The sequence below is a fragment of the Sorangium sp. So ce1153 genome (genome assembly GCF_051521595.1).
Classification (GTDB): domain Bacteria; phylum Myxococcota_A; class Polyangia; order Polyangiales; family Polyangiaceae; genus Sorangium.
This window is the reverse complement of record NZ_CP150361.1, coordinates 8338535-8356883: the sequence shown is the minus strand read 5'-3', so window position 1 is coordinate 8356883 and position 18349 is coordinate 8338535. Positions and strand designations below refer to the sequence as shown.

Annotated in this window: 10 protein-coding genes; 4 read left to right on the top strand and 6 right to left on the bottom strand. The window is 73.8% G+C overall.

Features of this window, described 5'->3' with window-relative positions; all coding sequences use genetic code 11:
* Positions 1-129: 129 nt before the first annotated feature.
* The 4 genes from WME85_RS30080 to WME85_RS30065 form a co-directional block, all read right to left on the bottom strand.
* Positions 130-1530 carry an acetyl-CoA carboxylase biotin carboxylase subunit gene (locus WME85_RS30080; protein WP_437826184.1) on the bottom strand — a complete coding sequence of 467 codons (1401 nt, stop codon included), beginning with the start codon at positions 1528-1530 and terminating at the stop codon, positions 130-132.
* 178 nt (positions 1531-1708) lie between these two features.
* Positions 1709-2872 (bottom strand): 23S rRNA (adenine(2503)-C(2))-methyltransferase RlmN, encoded by a 1164-nt coding sequence (gene rlmN / locus WME85_RS30075; RefSeq protein WP_437826182.1) that lies wholly within the window; start codon positions 2870-2872, stop codon positions 1709-1711.
* 121 nt (positions 2873-2993) lie between these two features.
* A complete protein-coding gene (locus WME85_RS30070; protein ID WP_437826180.1) occupies positions 2994-4145 on the bottom strand; it encodes a CgeB family protein in 1152 nt (383 codons plus the stop codon).
* 984 nt (positions 4146-5129) lie between these two features.
* Positions 5130-6020, bottom strand: coding sequence for a serine/threonine-protein kinase (locus WME85_RS30065; protein ID WP_437842385.1), 891 nt, complete (start codon positions 6018-6020; stop codon positions 5130-5132).
* Between the two features lie 669 nt (positions 6021-6689).
* Between WME85_RS30065 and WME85_RS30060 the strand changes: the two genes are divergently transcribed.
* Positions 6690-10553 carry a serine/threonine-protein kinase gene (locus tag WME85_RS30060; RefSeq protein WP_437826178.1) on the top strand — a complete coding sequence of 1288 codons (3864 nt, stop codon included), beginning with the start codon at positions 6690-6692 and terminating at the stop codon, positions 10551-10553.
* A 31-nt stretch (positions 10554-10584) separates the two neighbouring features.
* Here WME85_RS30060 and WME85_RS30055 read toward each other — a convergent pair whose 3' ends face one another.
* Positions 10585-10866, bottom strand: a complete 282-nt coding sequence (locus tag WME85_RS30055; protein ID WP_437826176.1) for a pyrimidine/purine nucleoside phosphorylase — start codon at positions 10864-10866, stop codon at positions 10585-10587.
* Between the two features lie 393 nt (positions 10867-11259).
* On the opposite strand from WME85_RS30055, the gene WME85_RS30050 reads away from it, so the two are divergent.
* The 3 genes from WME85_RS30050 to WME85_RS30040 all read left to right on the top strand — a co-directional run bounded on the left by WME85_RS30050 (position 11260) and on the right by WME85_RS30040 (position 16807).
* Positions 11260-12630 (top strand): sigma 54-interacting transcriptional regulator, encoded by a 1371-nt coding sequence (locus WME85_RS30050; protein ID WP_437826174.1) that lies wholly within the window; start codon positions 11260-11262, stop codon positions 12628-12630.
* 266 nt (positions 12631-12896) lie between these two features.
* Entirely contained in the window at positions 12897-14435 is a 1539-nt protein-coding gene (locus tag WME85_RS30045; protein WP_437826172.1) for a hypothetical protein, read from the top strand.
* A gap of 263 nt (positions 14436-14698) precedes the next feature.
* Positions 14699-16807, top strand: a complete 2109-nt coding sequence (locus WME85_RS30040; RefSeq protein ID WP_437826170.1) for a hypothetical protein — start codon at positions 14699-14701, stop codon at positions 16805-16807.
* Here WME85_RS30040 and WME85_RS30035 read toward each other — a convergent pair.
* Positions 16791-18233, bottom strand: coding sequence for a serine/threonine-protein kinase (locus tag WME85_RS30035; protein WP_437826169.1), 1443 nt, complete (start codon positions 18231-18233; stop codon positions 16791-16793). The genes WME85_RS30040 and WME85_RS30035 overlap by 17 nt on opposite strands.
* Between the last annotated feature and the right edge of the window lie 116 nt (positions 18234-18349).

Sequence of the window (18349 nt, the reverse complement as noted above, 5' to 3'; positions counted from 1 at the left end):
GGGCGCACGCGCGATTCAGCGCGGCGCGGAGGCAGCCTCGCGCGCGGCGTCCGCGCCGTCGGTCAGCGTCCCGCGCGCCCCGCGCGCCGCGCGCCCGCGCTCGGGCTATCCCTGACGCCGCGGGCGGAACTAACTGGCCTTCTTGCCGGCGGCGAGCGCCTCGGCGAAGCGCGTGTCGTACTGCCCGCTCCGGAAGTCGCCGTCCGCCAGGATCTGGCGGAGGAACGCGAGGTTCGTCGCGGCGGGGCCGGCAGGGCCGGTCAGCTCGATGGTCGTCTCGGCGAGCGCCCGGTCGAGGCGGGCGATCGCTTCGTCGCGCGTCGGGCCATGGGCGACGATCTTGGCGAGCAGCGGGTCGTAGAACGGCGTCACCTCGAGCCCCTCGGCGACGCCGGTCTCGATCCGCAGGTCGTCGCCCGCCGCGGGCCAGCGGAGCGCGGTGATGCGGCCCGGCTGCGGGGCGAACTTCTTCGCCGGATCCTCCGCGTAGAGGCGCGCCTCGATGGAGTGGCCGCGGTACGTGTGGTCGCGGACCTCCGGCGCGAGCGGCTCGCCCGACGCGATGCGGATCTGGTGCTCGACAAGGTCGAGCCCGGTGCACATCTCGGTGACGCAGTGCTCGACCTGGAGCCGCGCGTTGACCTCGAGGAAGAAGAGCTCGCCGCTCTCCGCCGCGACGAACTCGACGGTGCCGGCGCCGACGTAGCCGGCGCCGGTCACGACGCGCAGGGCGCTCTCGTGCAGCGTCTTCCGGCGAGCGTCGCCCGCTTCCCCCTGGAAGAACGCGGCGGGCGACGGGCTCTCCTCGATGATCTTCTGGTGCCGGCGCTGCGCGCTGCACTCGCGCTCGCCGATCGCGACGGCGCCGCCCTGGCCGTCGCAGAGCACCTGCACCTCGATGTGGCGCGGGCGCTCGATGTACCGCTCCATGTAGACGCGCGGGTCGCCGAAGGCGGAGCGGCCGCGGTCGGAGCACGCGGTGAGGGCGCGCGCGAGCTTGACCGGGTCGGTGACGACCTGCATGCCGATGCCGCCGCCGCCGCCCGCGGCCTTGACGAGCAGCGGGAAGCCGATGCTCTCGGCGGCGCGCTGGGCGGCCTCCATGTCGGTAGGGTCGACCGGGCCGCCCGTGCCCGGCGGCGGGAAGACGTCGGCCGCGCGCGCGTGGTCGCGCGCGCGGATCTTGTCGCCGAAGGCGTGGAGCACCGCGGGCGGGGGGCCGATGAACGTGATGCCCGCGTCGAGGACGGCCTCGGCGAAGGCCTGGTTCTCGCTCAGCAGCCCGTACCCCGGGTGGATGCCGTCCGCGCCCGTCGCGCGGGCCGCCTCGACGATCGCGTGGATGACGAGGTAGCTGTCCCGGACCGGCGGCGGTCCGATGCGCACGGCCTCGTCGGCCATCGCGACGTGCGGCGCGCTCGCGTCCGCGTCGGAGTACACGGCGACCGTGGCGATCCCGAGCCGTTTGCAGGTCCGGAGGACGCGGCAGGCGATCTCTCCACGGTTGGCGACGAGGATCTTTTTCAACACGGCCGACAGCTACGCCCCCGCGCGGCGAGGCGTCAAGGCGCTCGCGGCGGGCGGCGCGGCCCGCGTGCTCGCCGGGAAGGCGCCGCCGGACGGCCTTGCGCCCGTGCCCGCTCGCCCAGCCCGCTGAGCCTGGTGCCAGCGCCCGCTCGCCCAGCCCGCTGAGCCTGGCGCCGCGCGGTCAGCCCAGCGCGCGCCGCACCTTCGGCTTGGCCCCGAGCAGCACGAGCTGCCCGCACGCCGCCGAGACGTCGTCGCCGCGCCGGCGCCGCACGAAGCACGAGTACCCCGCCTGGGTGAGCACCTCCTGGAACGCCGCCACGCGCTCCAGGCCGGGCGGACCCAGCGACGAGGCCTCGATCGGGTTCATCGGGATGAGGTTGATCTTCACCGGGAGCCCGCGCAGGAGCTTCGCCAGCCGGCGCGCCTCGGTCGGATCGTCGTTCTGCCCGGCGACGAGCGTGTACTCGATGGTGATCCGCCGGCGACGCGGCAGCGGGTAGGCGCGCAGCGCCGCGAGCAGCTCCTCGAGCGGGTACTTGCGGTTGATGGGCATCAGCGCCGAGCGCGTCTCGTCGTCCGCGGCGTGCAGCGAGATCGCCAGCGCGATCTGCCCGCCGAAATCCGCGCCTAGCCGCGCGATCTCCGGGACGAGGCCCGACGTGGACACCGTGACCCGCCGCGTCGAGAGGTTGATCCCCTCCGGGTGCGTGAGCAGCCGCAGGGAGCGCGCGGTCGCCTCGTAGTTGTGGAGCGGCTCGCCCATCCCCATGTAAACGACGTTGCGGAGCTCCTCGCCCTCCTCGAGCATCGCCCGCCCGAGGAGCACCTGGCCCGCGATCTCCTCGGCCCCGAGGTGGCGCTTGAGCCCCGCCACGCCGCTCGCGCAGAAGCCGCACCCCATGGCGCAGCCGACCTGCGTGGAGATGCACTGGGTGACGCGGACGCGCGGCGCCGCGCCCGCGTCGGCGGCGTCGTCCTCGTCCTCGTCGTCGCTCGCCGCCGCGTCGGCGTCGAGCTGCGCCTGCGAGCCGGGGCCCGACACCGACGGCAGCAGGACGGTCTCGATGGTCGCGCCGTCGTGGAGGCGCAGGAGCAGCTTGCGCGTGCCGTCCTCGGAGCGGTGGACCCGCTCGGGCGTCAGCACCTCGCCGAGCCCCTCCGCGGCGAGGTGCTCGCGCAGCCGCGCCGGAAGGTTCGTCATGGCCGCCGGATCGAGGACGCCGCGGCGGTGGATCCAGTGGAACACCTGCTTCGCCGTGAACGACCGCTCTCCGCGGGAAGCCAGCGAGGCCGACCATTCCTCGGGCAGGCGGGCGACAGGGTGAAGCGGGGTGGAGCGCACCCCCGTCGTGGTAATGCGCGCCGACCCGAGCGGCAAGGGAGCAGGAGCGCGGGCGGCCGTGCGCGCTCTCCTGGTCCGAGGCCTGGTCCGAGGCCTGGTCCGAGGCCGAGGCCGAGAGGCGTCAGCCGCTCTGGGTCTCGACGTGCGCCGTCGCGATCTGCCCGTCGCGCTCGCGGCGCGCCCGCGCCCGGCTCGAGGCGTCGAGCACCTCGCGGGTGTAGCGCTCGAACGCTTCGGCCCGGTGCATCGCCGTGTGCTCGGCGAAGACGCGCTGGCGCGCCCGCTGGCCGATCGTGAGGCGCTTGTCCTCCTTCATCTCCCGGAGCTTCCGGAGCACGTCCTCGGGGGAGCGGACGAGGAGGATCTCCTCGTTGGGCTGGAAGAACGTCTCGATCCCGGGCCATGTGTCGCTCAGGACCGGGGTCCCGCACGCGGCCGCCTCGAACAGGCGCGCGCTCGGCGACCACCCGGACTCGACCATCGCCCGGCGGGTCAGGTTCAGCGTGAAGCGCTGGGCGTTGTAGAAGATGCGGTGCTCGTCCGGCGGCAGGTGCTCCGTCCGCGAGACGTTCTCGGGCCAGGCGAGCGACGACGGGTACTGCGCGCCCGCCACCGCGAAGCGCCCGCGGCGCATGCGCCGCGCCGGCTCGAGCAGGAGCCGCTCGACCGACGCCTGCCGGTCGTCGCTGTACGTGCCCAGATAGCCGAGGTCCCAGCGCATCGGCGCCGGCTGGGGATGGTAGACGTCGGTGTCGGCCGCGCAGTAGAGCGCCCGCGCCCGCACGGCGCCGTGACCCCGCTCCAGCCGCTCCAGCGTCGGGCCCCCCGTCGCCGACAGGTAGAGGTCGTACCGCGGGATCAGCGCCGGCGTGAGGTACGCGTGATCCCCGTGCGCCAGCCGCCCCAGCGTGACCGGCGTGTCGAGATCGTAGAACGCGGCCTTGCCGCGGGCCTCCTCCGTGATCCACGCCCCGACGGTCGCCCCTTCAGGGACGAAGGAGCCGACGATCACGAGATCTGCTTCGCGCACCGCGCGTGAGAACCGATCGCGCAGCTCGGCAATGCTCGAGTACTGCTCGGTCTTGCCGTAGGGCGGGTTGGGCAGGTCGCGGTGCTGATCATAGATGGAGAGGCTCCGCTCCAGGAAGAGCACGTGGTGGCCGCGCGACGCGAGCGCCCGGAGGAGCGCTCTGTACGTCGTGGCGTGGCCGTTGCCCCACGAAGACGTGATGGAGAGTCCCAGGAAGACATAGCGGTAGGTAGATGTCGTCATAACGTGGTGGCGGCAAGGGGTGAGAGATCCCGGAAGACGTGCCGGCCCGGAATGAGCCGGTCCCGAGGTACACCGCGGCGTCGCTCGGAGGCCGAGACGGGCCTCGCGTCGCGCGAGAGGCGCGCGGGTAGGCAGGGGAGCAGCACGTCGCTCCGGTTGCCCTGGCGCCGCGCAAGAGGGCGCGACGACGAGCCAACGAACCCCGGATTAACATGCGTGCTCACGCTCTGCAATCCTGTGAGATGCGGTTTCTGGACTGAAGATGCGTGTTCCTCGTCAGGACACCAGTCGATAAGGCCCGGACTGATCTCGTGATGACGACGGACGCAGAATCGTAAGGTGATCTGGGACAGGGCGGCTCGATCGGGCAAAGCACCCCTGGGCGCCCGCCACCGCGCGGCAGAGCAAACGGCCTGTGCTGCGTCGAATGACGGAGCGTGGATGAGAAAAACAGGTTCGCTGTCGTAATGACTCACCGTGGCTGCCGGTAGAACGGAGTCGATACGGGGGAGCCCGCCCCGGAACGCCGGGGCAATGCCCGTGAAACACCGCCGGAGCCGGGCTCGTCCGGCGCGCGGGAGCGGGTGGCGGCACGCAAGCACCGCGCGCGACGCCGCCTCACGCAAGGCCGCGTCGCGCGCGGGACCCGGAGCGACTCCGGCGTTGCTTCAGGCCCGCCGACGGCGCCGCGGCCTCAGGCGGAGCGGCGGTGGCCGGGGTCGAGCAGGAGGACGGGGAAGTGGGGGCAAAAGCCCAGTGATCTCCCCACCTTCACCAGCGGAGCCGCCGGAGAGGGCGGCTCTCGACGGAGCCGTCTCCGGTCTGACGGAGAATCCAGGCGAGCAAAGCGGAAGGCGGTGAGCGAGAGAGCGGGCGGCGGCATCGCGCTGCATTCCTCTTCGCGACTGCCGATTGCCGCGGATCGGGCGCCTCGGGGTGTCCAGCCTTCAGCGGCAGTGCGCCGCGCAAGAGCTGCCGCGGCGTTCAGGAGGCGGAGCGCAGCGCCCGCCAGCCGTCGATCACCTCGGCGATGTTCGCGAAGCGGCGGTCCGGGCTGTGGGCCAGACCCCGGTTCACGAACACCTCGACCTGTCGATCGACCGGCGGGGGCATCAGGTTGCCGAGGCGGCGTGGCGCCGTCCTCGTCTTGAGGTCGGCGAGCATCATCAGGTTGCGGGCGGCGTAGGGGAGCTCACCGGTGAGCGCCTGGAAGACCACCGTCATGGCCGCATAGATGTCGGCCCGGTGATCTACCGCCTTGCCCTTCATGAGCTGCTCCGGGGGCGCGTACCTCGGGTCGCCGAGACAGCGGCCCGCCACGGTCAGCTCCTCGTCGCAGAGCGCGGGCGGGAGCTTGCACGAGCCGAGGTCGAGCAACGTGAGCCGCTCGCCGTCAGGGCCCCGGTCGATGAGCGCGTTGGCGGCGCTGATGTCGCGGTGGATGAGGCCAATCTCGTGGAGCTCCGCGATCGCCAGCCAGAGCTGCTCGACCAGCGGGTGCAGTTCGCCGAACGGGATCGCCCCTTGCCGGGCGATGCGGTCGCCGAGGAGCTCGCCCTCGCGCAGCTCGAACACGATGAAGGGGCCGTGCTTCGGGTCCGCGCCGCCGCCGATCGACGGCAGCGTGTGCGGGCCTTGCAGCCGCTCGCACGCCGCGGCCTCGCGCCGGAAGCGCGCCTCGGCCTCCGCGGTGGTCATGCGCTCGGGCGCGCCGAGCACGCTCCCCGTGTCCACGCGCGCCGGAGGCTCGCCGAGCACCTTCACCGCGACGCGGCGGCCGGTGCTCGCGTCCTCGGCGCTGAACACTTCGCCGAGGCCTTCGCGGCGGAGATGACGCACCACGCGGTAGCGCTGGAGCAGGACGGTTCCGGGCACGATTGACAAGAGCGGCCTCCTTCGCTTGACAAAAAGGGGTCCAGCGCGTTCCTGTCGCCTCCCCCCAGTCCCCAGACAAGCTCATTTATCACGCGGGCGCGACAGCGGAAGCGCCGCGCGCCGGGCGACGCGAAGAAGAGGCTCGCTCCTACACCTGCCACTTCGCATCGCCCGCCTGCTCCACGCTCGAGGTCGTCTGGACGAAATGCGACGCAGCGAACCGCGGCGAGCCGGGTGAGGCGAGCGCTGCCGGCCCGGCGAGGCCCGCCGCGGCAGGCGGCGCCCAGCGTCGCGGAGGCCGCCGCCGCGGTCGCTCGCACAGGCAGCGTGAGGGCCGCTCGAGCCCGCGGAGGAGCCGCCGGCGCGCTCCGAAGGACAGCCGGCGAATGCCGTCGCGGCGTCCGCGGCCGGGGGCGGACGCCGCGACGGGCGCGGAGATCGGGCTGCGGCGAGCCCTTCGACGCTCTGGAGTTGCCCAGGGACGCGCTCTTTGGTGACGATGCAAACTGAAGCGCGGTAATCGGCGGTGATTGCATGAGGGACGCGGAGGCCTCGCCGCGCCCGGTCCGGTGACACGCCTGCTACCCCGAACCGCTGGCCATCCACATGAACTTCGCGTAGCTCCCACACAGGACGGACGGCGGTCTGCGGGGAGCAGCGGCAGGGGCAATGCGCGCGGGAAACGTCATCGACGGCCGGTTCGAGATCGTGGAGCTCGCGGGCGCCGGCGGGATGGGCCACGTCTTCCGCGCCTACGACCTCAAGACCGGCGATACCGTCGCCCTCAAGGTCCTCCAGAACGCCGCCTCCCAGGACTCGAGCCGCCTCGCGCGCGAGGCGCAGGCGCTCGCCAGCCTGCGGGTGCCGGGGGTGGTGCGTTACATCGCGCACGGCTCCACGGACACCGGCCACCCCTACCTCGCCATGGAGTGGCTCACCGGCGAGACCCTCTCCCAGCGCCTCGCCCGGCAGGCGTTCACCCTGGACGAGAGCATCAAGCTCGCCCGGCGCGTCGCGACCACCCTCGGGTCCGTGCACCGGCTCGGCGTCGTCCACCGCGACCTGAAGCCGAGCAACCTGCTGCTCGTCGACGGCACCATCGACCGCATCACGCTCATCGACTTCGGCGTGGTCCGGATGTCCGGCCTCGACCAGCAGCTCACGATGCCGGGCGCCATCCTCGGCACCCCCGGCTACATGGCCCCGGAGCAGGCCCGCGGCGAGGCGCAGGTCGACGCGCGCGCCGACGTCTTCGCGCTCGGCTGCCTGCTCTACAAGTGCGTCTCCGGGCGCGCGCCCTTCCGCGGCGCGCGCGGGCTCGCCGTGCTCGTCAAGGTGCTCATCGAGGAGCCGCCGTCGCTCCGGTGGCTCCGCGACGACGTGTCCGAGGCGCTCGACGATCTGGTCATGCGGATGCTGTCGAAGTCGCCCGAGGGGCGGCCCAGCGACGGCAACGCAGTCGCGGCCGAGCTCGCCGCGCTCATGGACCCCGCGGCGCTCTCCGTCCGCCCGCCGGCCCCGTCCATCCGTCCGCCGGAGCTCACGACCGGCGAGCGCAAGGTGATGTGCCTCGTCCTCGCGCGCAACGGGCTCGCCCTCGCCGCGTCCGAGCCGGCCCTCCCCGAGGTCGACGAGCAGGAGCGCGCGCAGGCGCTCGCGGCCACGGCGGCGCGCTACAGGGGCCAGCTCGAGCTCGTCGAGGCGCGGCTGCCGCTGGTCGTGCTCTCCGGCGCCGGCGCGACGACCGACCTCGCGGCCCGGGCGGCCCGCTGCGCGCTCGCCGTGCAGGCGCTCCTCGGCGGCGCGCCGGTCGCGGTCGTCACCGGCAGGGCGGAGATCGCCTCGCGCATGCCGATCGGCGACCTCATCGACCGCGTGGTCCAGCTGCTGCCCGAGAGCCGATCGCCTTCCCGCGCGGCGGCGATCCGCATCGACGAGGTGACGGCGGGGCTGCTCGGGCCGCGGTTCGAGATCGCCGCCGACGAGGCCGGCCGCTGGCTCCTCGGCGCGCGCGAGGAGCCGGAGTCGGCGCCCCAGCTGCTCGGCAAGGCGACGTCGTGCGTCGGGCGCGAGCGCGAGCTGTCGCTCATCCGCGACGAGCTCGCCCGCTGCGTCGAGGAGTCGACCCCGAGTGTCGTGCTCGTGACGGGCCCGGCGGGCATCGGCAAGTCGCGGCTCCGCCACGAGCTCATCCGCGGCGTCCGGGAGGAGGGCGCGCCGGTCGAGGTGTGGCTCGGGCAAGTGGACCCGATGAGCGCCGGCTCGGCGTTCGGGCTGCTCGCGCACGCGCTCCGGCGGGCGATCGGCCTCTCGGACGCCGACTCGATCGAGGAGCGGCGGCGCAAGGTGCGGGCGCGGGTCGAGCGGCACGCGGCGCTCGACGCGGCGCGGGTGGCGACGTTCCTCGGCGAGCTCGTCGGCGCGCCGTTCCCGGACGACGATGTCCAGCTCCGGGCGGCGCGGCGGAACCCGATGCTCATGGGCGACCAGCTGCGCCTCGCCTGGGAGGACTTCCTCCGCGCCGAGTGCGCGGTGCAGCCGGTCCTGCTCGTGCTGGAGGACCTGCACTGGGGCGACCTGCCCACGGTCACGATGGTCGACGGCGCGCTCCGGAACCTGAAGGACCGGCCGTTCATGGTGATGGCGCTCGGCCGGCCCGAGGTGCACGAGCTCTTCCCGAAGCTGTGGGACGAGCGGCGCGGGCACAAGCTCCGGCTCGCCGGGCTCTCGCGCCGGTCGAGCGAGCGGCTCGTGCGCCAGGTGCTCGGCGACCGCGAGAGCCCGGAGCTCGTGGCGACGCTGGTGGAGCGCGCGGACGGCAACGCCTTCTACCTGGAGGAGCAGATCCGCGCGGCGGCGGCCGGCAAGGGGGCGGACCTGCCCGAGACGGTGCTGGCGATGGTGCAGGCGGAGCTCGACGCGCTCGACGGCGGGGCGCGCCGGGTCCTGCGCGCCGGGGCGATCTTCGGCGAGACCTTCTCGCGGAGCGGGGTCGCCGCGCTGGTCGGCCGGGCGGAGGTCGAGCCGCTGCTCGCCGAGCTCGAGGCGCGGGAGCTCATCGTGCGGCGCGCCGCGGAGGGCGCCTCGGACGCGGTCGAGTACCGGTTCCGGCACGCGCTCGTGCGCGAGGCGGCGTACGGGATGCTGACCGATCACGACCGCCGGCTCGGCCACCGGCTCGCGGGCGAGTGGCTCGAGCGGATGGGCGCGGCGGACCCGATGGCGCTCGCCGAGCACTTCGAGCGCGGCGGCGAGTCGGCGCGGGCGGCGACGTGGACGCTGCGCGCGGCCGAGCAGGCGCTGCTCGGGAGCGACCTCGGCGCGGCGATCGAGCGCGTGGAGCGCGGCATCGCGCGCGGCGCCCCGAAGGCGACGGCGGGGGCGCTGCGGCTCTGCCAGGCGGAGGCGCACCTCTGGCGCGGCGAGTTCGCGCTGGCGGAGCGGCGGGGGATGGAGGCCCTGGAGCGGCTCTCGCCCGGGTCGGCGCCGTGGTTCTCGGCGCTCACGCACATGATCCTCGCGGCCTCGAAGCGCAACAACCACGATCAGGTCGAGCGCCTGCTGCGCGTCGCGCAGAGCACCGAGGCGCGGCGGTCGGCGCGCCCCGCGCGCAGCGTGTGCCTGTGCGCGGGCGCCGGGCGCCTCGTCTTCGGCGGGCGCTACCAGCTCGCGGACGAGCTGCTCGACGCGATCGAGCAGGACGCCGAGGAGACCGAGCAGGAGGTCGAGGTGCTGGCGCGGCTCCACGAGGCGCGCGCGTACCGGGCGCTGGCGGCCGGCGATCCCGGGGCCTGCCTCTCGGGCTTCGAGGCGGCGCTCGCGGCGTTCGAGCAGGCCGGCGACCGGCGCAACGCCTGCTGGACGCGGAACAACCTGGGGTCGTGCTACGCGGAGCTCGGCGACTTCGAGGGCGCGGAGGCGGCGCTGCGCGCGTCGCTCGCGGACGCGGAGCGGATGGGGCTGTCGGACGCGCGGCTCGGGGCGCTGCTCAACCTGGGTCCGGTGCTCGCGCAGCGGGGCCTCGTCGAGGAGGCGCGGCAGACGGAGGAGGAGGCGATCGCGACCTCCCAGGGCCTGGGCGACGCGCGCCGGGAGGGCGCGGCGCGGACGTGCCTCGCGCGGATCCTGCTCCTGTCGGGCGACCTCGGGGGCGCCGAGCGCGAGGCGCGCGAGGCGGTCGCGATCCTGTACGGCGCCCCGCCGCTCCGCGCCTTCGCGTACGCCGTCCTCGGGCGGGCGCTGCTCGACGCGGGGCAGGCGGTGGACGCGCTGGCGGCGACGACCGAGGCGTACTGCCTGCTCGACTCGGTGGGCGCCGAGGCGGGCGAGTCGCTGGTGCGCCTCACGCACGCCGAGGCGCTCTCCGCGTGCGGCCACCGGCGGGAGGCCACGCTGGCGATCGCCTCGGCGCGGGAGAGCCTGCTCGACCGGGCGAGGAGGATCAGCGATCCGGTGTGGCGCGGGAAGTTCCTCGGCAACGTGCCGGACAACGTGGCGACGCTCGAGCTCGAGCGAAGGTGGCTGGCGGGATAGCGATGGGAGGGGCGGGCGCTCGCCTGCGCGATCAGAGGAACTCGCAGAAGTACCCGGCGGGCTGCGCGACCTTGACGTCGAAGCCGCTCTTGCCCGCCACCTCGAACGACGTCCCCGCCGGGTACACGCGCCACTCCGGGGAGCCGTCGAAGCGAATCGCGAGCTCGCCGGCAACGACCGTCATCCGCTCCGGCGCGTCGGTCGAGAAATGGAACTCGCCCGTGTCGATGACACCCATCGTCTGCCGGCGCCCGTGGCGCTCGAAGCCGAGGCTCTGGACGTTGCCGTTGAAGTAGCTGTTGTGCTTGAGCATGGCGCTCTCGTACCGCGTGTCGCTCCGAGAGGCCAGCCCGGATGCGCGGCGCCCGTGCGCTGGCGAGATAGCGGCAGGTCATCGGCGGTCGATGCGCATCAGGCCCTCTGTGGGATCAGGCCTTCTGTGGGATCAGGCCCTCTGTGGGCATCAGGGCATCACTTCGGATTTTCTGGAGCAGCGCTCGAGTGCCGCGGTGTCGCCCTGCAATGGTTCGAGGGCGTCCACGGTCTTCGAGACGCTGCTGCCCGTCACGGCGGCGGTCTCCGGGTGCGGAACGCGGATCGCCGCGGCGACTCAACCCCGAGGCTGTCCGGAGCCTCCGGGCTGAACCGGATCTCGACCCCGAGGCGACCTGCATCCGCCGCGCGGCCCCGTGGTATTCTCGGCCGGATGTCGCACGGCAAGCCGTTGCCGCCCTCGCCCGACGAGACCCGCGCGCTCGTGTCCCGCTCCAGGGAGCTCGTCTTCCGGCGTTTCCGGCTCAAGGTCGTCGAGGGCCCGGAGCGCGGCCTCACGCAGGTCTCGGACGAGCCCGAGCTCGTGATCGGCACCGCGCCGGGCACGCACCTCACGCTCACCGACCCCACCGTCTCGCGCCACCACTGCGCGATCGCCGCGACGGCCGAGGGGTTCCTGCTCCGCGACCTCGACAGCACGAACGGCACGACGATGGCCGGGTACCGCGTCCGCTCCGCGTACCTCAAGGCCGGCACCACCCTCGGCGTCGGCGAGACCACGCTGCGCTTCGACCACCTCGACGAGGAGGTGCGCCAGCCGCTCAGCGACGAGGAGCGCTACGGCCGCGCCCTCGGGCAGAGCCCCCCCATGCGCCGCCTCTTCGCCCTCATGCCGAAGATCGCCGGGAGCGGCTCCACCGTGCTCATCGAGGGCGAGACCGGCACCGGCAAGGGCCTCGTCGCCGAGGCCATCCACCAGGGCAGCCCGCGCGCGGGCGGGCCCTTCGTCGTGGTCGACTGCTCCGCCATCCCGCCGAACCTCATCGAAGCCGAGCTCTTCGGGCACGTGAAGGGCGCGTTCACCGGCGCGGTCGCGTCGCGCCCGGGCGCGTTCGAGGCGGCGCGCGGCGGCACCGTCTTCCTCGACGAGATCGGCGAGCTGCCGCTCGATATGCAGCCCAAGCTGCTCCGCGCGCTCGAGGAGCGCGTCGTCAAGCGTGTCGGCAGCCTCGATCCGGTGGCGCTCGACATGCGCGTCGTCGCCGCGACCCACCGGGACCTCCGCAAGGAGGTCAACCGCGGCCGCTTCCGGGCCGACCTCTTCTACCGCCTCAACGTGGTCCGGGTCCGCATCCCGCCCCTGCGCGAGCGGCTCGAGGACATCCCGCTGCTCGTCGCCCACTTCTACGAGCAGCTCGTCGAGGGCGGCGACCCGACCCCGCCCGCCGAGTTCCTCGAGGCGCTCTCGCAGCAGGACTGGCCCGGCAACGTGCGCGAGCTGCGGGCCGCCGTGGAGCGCGCGGTGCTCCTCGGCGACGCGGCGCCGTGGCGCGACGGCGCCGACGAGGACGAGCGCGCGCCGGACAGCGCCGCGCCGCCCCCGGCGGAGGACGCCTTCGACCCGGCGCTCTCCTTCCGCGCCGCCAAGGAGAAGGCCACGTCGCGCTGGGAGCGCGCGTATCTCCGGGGGCTGCTCCGCGCCCACGGCGGCAACCTCTCGGCCGCCGCGCGCGCCGCGCGCATGGACCGGAGCCACCTCCACGAGCTGCTCCGCCGCCACGACCTGCCGGCGCGCGAGGACTGACGCCGCCCGGCAGCCCTCGTGCGCCGTAGGCGCGCGCCAACACCTGTGGGCCCGCACCTACAGGGCGGCGGCGCGCCGCGCGGCCAGCGCTGCGGATCCGCGAGGCCGGCCGCTCGGCACGGGCGCTGCAAAGGCCAAAGACTGCAAAGAGAGCTGCAAGCAAGCGGCGCGAGAGCGGCGCGAGAGCGGCGCGAGAGCGGCGCGAGAGCGGCGCGAGAGCGGCGCGAGAGCGGCAAAAGAACGCCGCGCAAGGGAATCACCACACCATGGCAAAGCAAGGTATCCACCTGGTCCTCCTGGCCCTCCTCGGACCGAGCCCCGCTGCGCTCGGCTGCGCATCGGCGGCAGACGACGCCCCCGACGCGCTCGCGGAGTCGGCCCAGGCCGTCCTCAGCTACGGCTCGCCTGACGGCTCGACCGGCGCGGAGCCGCTCCCGCCGGCCCTCGATGTCACGAGCGCCGTGGACCGACGTCTGATCTCGACGAACGGGCTCCCGTGGCTCTTCATCGACGAAAACGAGATCCTCGACGCGCTCCGGTCGGCGCCCCTTACCGAGCTCGGCGGGATCTCCGCCGAGGACCTGGAGGCCGCCGATCGCAGAGGCAGCTTGCTCCGCAAGATCCTCACGTACACGGCGTACTGCGCCCTGGATCAAGGCGAGACGGTGACGATGCGCGGGGAGGACGGGAAGGTCAGGGCCGCCTTCGACGGTGGCCTCGGCCTGGCCCGGGACTGGTCTGAACAGCCGCTCAACAAGGAGTCCGACCAGCGCTGGGTGAGCGCGTGCTTGCTCGCCCACGCCAACAGCCGGGGCAAACCGCACCTCGTCTCGCTCCGCGGGGAGGGCCTCCCGGTCAAGCTCGAGGAGGCGACCTACACCGCGCAGGAGGCGGCTTACTTCGGCAACCTGTTCGTCGGTGTCAGGCCGGAGATCTTCGCGTGCGCCGGGTCATCGAGCAGCGCGGAGCTGCAGCGCGGCGGGCGGAGCTGCGGCGTGACCGACGACTGCAACTTCACGCGTCTCGGGTCGTGCAGCGATCGCTGCGACACGGTCGAGGGCGCGAACGACCAGAGCCAGGTCACGTACACCAACTGCCCCGGTGGGTCGCAGCGCTACGCGGAGGTGATCACCGTCTATGACAAGCCCCCCGCCGACGACCAGTTCATCCGCACGACGTTCCGCGACGCGACCGGCGTGCGCGACCCGGCCGACATGGACATGTGCATGGGCAAGGCGGCCTGCGACTTCGGCGACCCCCTGGTCGGCCTCAGCGAGGTGCCCGAAGGGCAGGTCGGCGTCGCGCTGTGCGCGCGCCGCGCGGCAGGCAAGCTCCCGCACAGCTTCGCGGAGACGCTGTCCGCGGAGGGGGGCGTCGATCAGCGCCGCGCGCAGCGCCTCGGCGACTGGGCCCCGGAGTACATCAAGCTCGAGTGTGGAACTGGCCAGTACGTGTCCGCGGTGGTCAACGACGCCGAGCTGTGCGGTGGGCACGACCAAGTGCGGTGGATCGAGTGCGCGCGCGGCGCGGACCGCGGCGGCCAGTGCTCCGTCCGCGTCGTCGACGACGGCGAAGACCGCGGCGCGTCCGGCTCGGGTGAATGGGACTTCGGCAAATACAAGGGCGAGTGCGCCAGCGGCGAGGTCGTGGTCGGCGTGAGCGTCTCCCCGGAGAATGGCGCGCCCCACTCGCTGCTCTGCTGCACGTCGGGCGGGGTGTCCGGCGAGGGGCGCGAGTTCGCCCTCGGTACCCCCGAGGCGCCCGCCCCGTATGCGCCGTCGATCCGACTGATTCCGGGCGACTGATCCCGGGTGACTGATCCCGGGCGACCACTCTTCCCCAGCTAATCTCGGGCGACCGCCGCTCGACAGCTGAGCACTGGCGACCGCCGCTCGACAGCTGATCTCGGGCGACAGCTCCTCGACAGCTGAGCTCCGACAACCGATCTCGGACCCGCGCCGATGCCCGGCGCAGGCCGACCCCCGTTTGCAGCCGGGCGCGCGGCGTCGCGACAGCGATCCGCGCCTCGGTCGATGAGACACACACACACGATTCGAGGATGAAGAACATGTCATCAACGTGGACCCAGACGAATCCGCCGCTCCTCCTGATCGCCGCCGTCGCCGCCGCGGCCGGCTGCGGGGAAGCCCCGCTCGACGACGCCGGCGCGATCGATGCCCCCCTCGGCGAGGCGTCCGGCGCGCTCGCGGCCGGGTGCGAGGCCGGGCCGGCCGAGCCGGCCGGCACGAAGATCGGCGTCGTCACCGGGCAGATCTACCGCGCGTACGGCGACGGCCGGCCCGCGTGGACCCTCGGTCAGACCTCGGTGATCAACGACATCCGCGCCCGGCTCGGCGCCGGCTGGGTGCGCATCGAGATCCGGCCGACCTGCTCGGGCGCCGTGCACGACGGCTGCGAGCCTGCGGGCACGTACGAGGCGCTCATCCCCGCGCTCAAGGGGTGCGGCCTGCGGGTGCTCGGCCTGCTCGACAGGCCGAGCGAGAGCGTCGGGAACCCCGACCCGCGCGCGAGCGAGGAGGCCGTCGACGCGTGGATCCAGGGCGCGTACCTGCCGAGGGTCACCGAGATCGTGAACGCCTACGGCCTCGACGCCCTCGAGGTGATGAACGAGCCCAACAACGACAAGCTCTCGCCGTCGTCGTTCGCGCTCGTGGTCAAGCGGACTTACGAGCACGTGAGGAACGTGATGGGGCGCGCCTCGCCGGCGATCATCAGCGGCGGGATCCTGAACCTCTACACGGGCGAGAATTATTATGCCCCCTTGGCGCGATCCCGGGCATTCACCGATTACCGGAACGCCTACGGCAGGTGGCCGCTCGACGGCTTCGGGATCCACCCCTATCAGAACCATACCTGGACTGGGCACATCGGCGACCTGCGCGGCTTCCTCCTCGGCGAGATGGCCAACGTGCGCAGCGTGCTCGGCGAGCTCCGCGACGTCCCGTTCTGGGTCACGGAGTTCGGCTGGCAGAACACCTGCGATTGCGCAGGAGACGCCCTCGAAGACGGCTACTGCGGCTGCCCGCAGGAGAGCGGGGCGTGCGGCGATCAGGTCGCGCGCTACATGACGTCGGCGTTCAGCGCCTTCCGCGACCCCTCGGCGAACGTCGCCGCCGCGTTCTGGTACGATTACCGCGACGACGAGGCGGATCGCGCTTCTGACGGCGCGTCGTGCCGGTCGCCTGTCGGAGAGCGCTTCGGGCTGCGGAGGCGCCAGCCCGAGGGCTACGAGGCGAAGCCCGCGTGGTCCGCCTTCCAGCGCATCGCCGGCGGCAGCGGCGGCCCGACCGCGCCGCCGGCGGCGGGGGAGCCGACCGGCGTCGGGATCTTCCGCGCGCCGGGCACCTGGGTGCTCGACCGCAACCGCAACGGGTGGGACGGCGACGCCGGGATCCGGTTCTCCGCCGCCGGCGACACGCCGGTCGTGGGTGACTGGAACGGCGACGGCCGCTCCGAGCCCGGCGTGTTCCGCAACGCGGACGGCATGTGGCTCCTCGATGTCGACGGCAACGGGTGGTCACCCGGCGCCGACCGGCAGCTGCAGTTCGGGCTGAGCGGCGACGTGCCCGTCGTCGGCGACTGGACGGGCACGGGGCAGACGCGCGTGGGGATCTTCCGGGCCGGCGCCTGGATCCTCGATCTCGACGGGGACGGGTACGACCCCTCCGACCGCGTCGTTCACTGGGGCGCGCCGGGGGACACGCCGGTCGTGGGGAGCTGGGACGGCAGCGGGCAGACGCGCGAGGGCGTCGTCCGGGTGCTGCCCGACGGCATGATGTACTGGTACCTCGACATGAACGGCAACGGGCAAGACGGCGCCGATCGAGCCCTCCAGTTCGGCTTGCGCGGCGACGTGCCCCTCGTGGGCGACTGGAACGGCACCGGGCAGACGCGCGTCGGCGTCTTCCGGAACGGGGAGTTCTTCCTCGACCTCAACGGCAATGGATACGACGGCGAGCTGCCCCTCCGGCTCGGTCAGGCAGGGGACAAGCCCGTGGTGGGGCGCTGGAGCGGGACCGCCCGGAGCCTCGTCGGCGCGTGGCGGCCGTCGACGGGGATGTGGTTCCTCGACATGAACGGCAACGGGTGGGACGGCGCCGACCGCGCGCTCCAGTTCGGGCTGACCGGCGACGTCCCCGTCACCGGCGCATGGTGATCGCAGGGGAGGCGGGCGCGTCGAGCCGCGCCACCGCCCCGGCGGGCGCCGCCTCGAGCCCGAGCCCGTCGAGCAGCGCGGCTGTCGCGTAGAGGCCGGCCGGGACGCCCTCCGGGAGCCACGCCGCCACGTCGAGCAGCGGGCCTCCCTCCGGCGCGCCCCCGGCGAAGCGCGCCGGGGCCGCGTGCAGGCACAGCGCGACGTGCACGCGGGGATCGCGCGCGGGCCGCGCCTCGAGCGCCTTGATGAGGGCGCGCGCCGCGTCGACCGCGGCCCGCCGCGCGGCGCGCTCGCCGCCGGGGAGCCCGCTCGGGTCGAGGACGTAGAGGGCGGCGTGGCCGGCCTCGACGGCGGCGCGGAAGCCGTGCTCGCCGAGCCGCGCCAGGGCGGCGGGCAGGATCGTCTCCAGGTCGTCGAGCAGCCCCGGGTCCGCGTCCTCCAGCGCCGCCGCGTCGGCGCGCGCCTCGATGTGGAGGGCGACCGCGAGCCGCTCGGCGCCGGGCGGGAGGCCCGCGCGGCCCGCCGCGCCCCGGAGGTCTTCGAGCAGCGCCGCCGCGCTCTGCTGGCGCCGGCCCGGGTCCTTGCTGAGCGCCCGCAGCAGCACCTCGTCGACCGCGGGATCGACCGGCGCGCGCGCGCTCGGGCGCGGCGGGCGGGCGTGGAGGTGCAGCTGCGGGAGCAGCGACGACGTCGCCGGGAAGGGCGGCTCGCCGGTGAGCAGGGCGTAGAGGAGCGCGCCGAGCGCGTACACGTCGGCGCGCTGGTCCGTCGGGAGGCCGCGGATCTGCTCGGGCGCCATGAACGCCGGCGTCCCGATCATCTGCCGCGAGCCGGTGAGCGCCGGCCCCGACTCGTCGAGCAGCTTGGCCACGCCGAAGTCGAGGAGCACGACGCGCCGCGCGCCGCCGCCTCCCGCGAGGAAGACGTTCGAGGGCTTGATGTCGCGGTGCACGATCGCCTGCGCGTGCGCCGCCGAGAGCGCGGCCGCGAGCGGCTCGAGGATCGAGAGCGTCTCGTCGAGCGACAGTCGCCCGGCCGACGCGAGGTGCGCCCGGAGGTCGCTGCCGTCGAGCAGCTCCATCGCGAAGTAAGGGCTCCCGTCCGGGAGCTCGCCGACGTCGTGGACGGCGACGACGTTGGGGTGCCGGATGCGCGCGATGGCGCGCACCTCGCGCTCGAAGCGGAGCGCCGCCTCGCGGCTCGTGGCGAGATCGGCGTGGAGCACCTTGAGCGCGCGCGCGGCGCCGCCCCCGTCCGCGGAGACCACGCGGTACACCGCGCCAGCGCCGCCCTGGCCGAGCAGCGACGCGATGACGTAGCCGCCGACCCGATCCCCCGGCGAGAGCGCGCGCCTGTCGTCGTCGGAGGAGCGCCCCTGCGCCACGACCGTGGTCACCGGCACAGGCACGATGCCTTCACACTTCACAAGAGGCACATCGTAGCATGCAGGCGCCGGCCGGTGGCGCGCCGCGCCGGAGTCGCGCTCCGATTCAGCGTCGCGGATCGCCCCCGCGGCCGCGGCCGCGGTCGCGACCGCGCGAC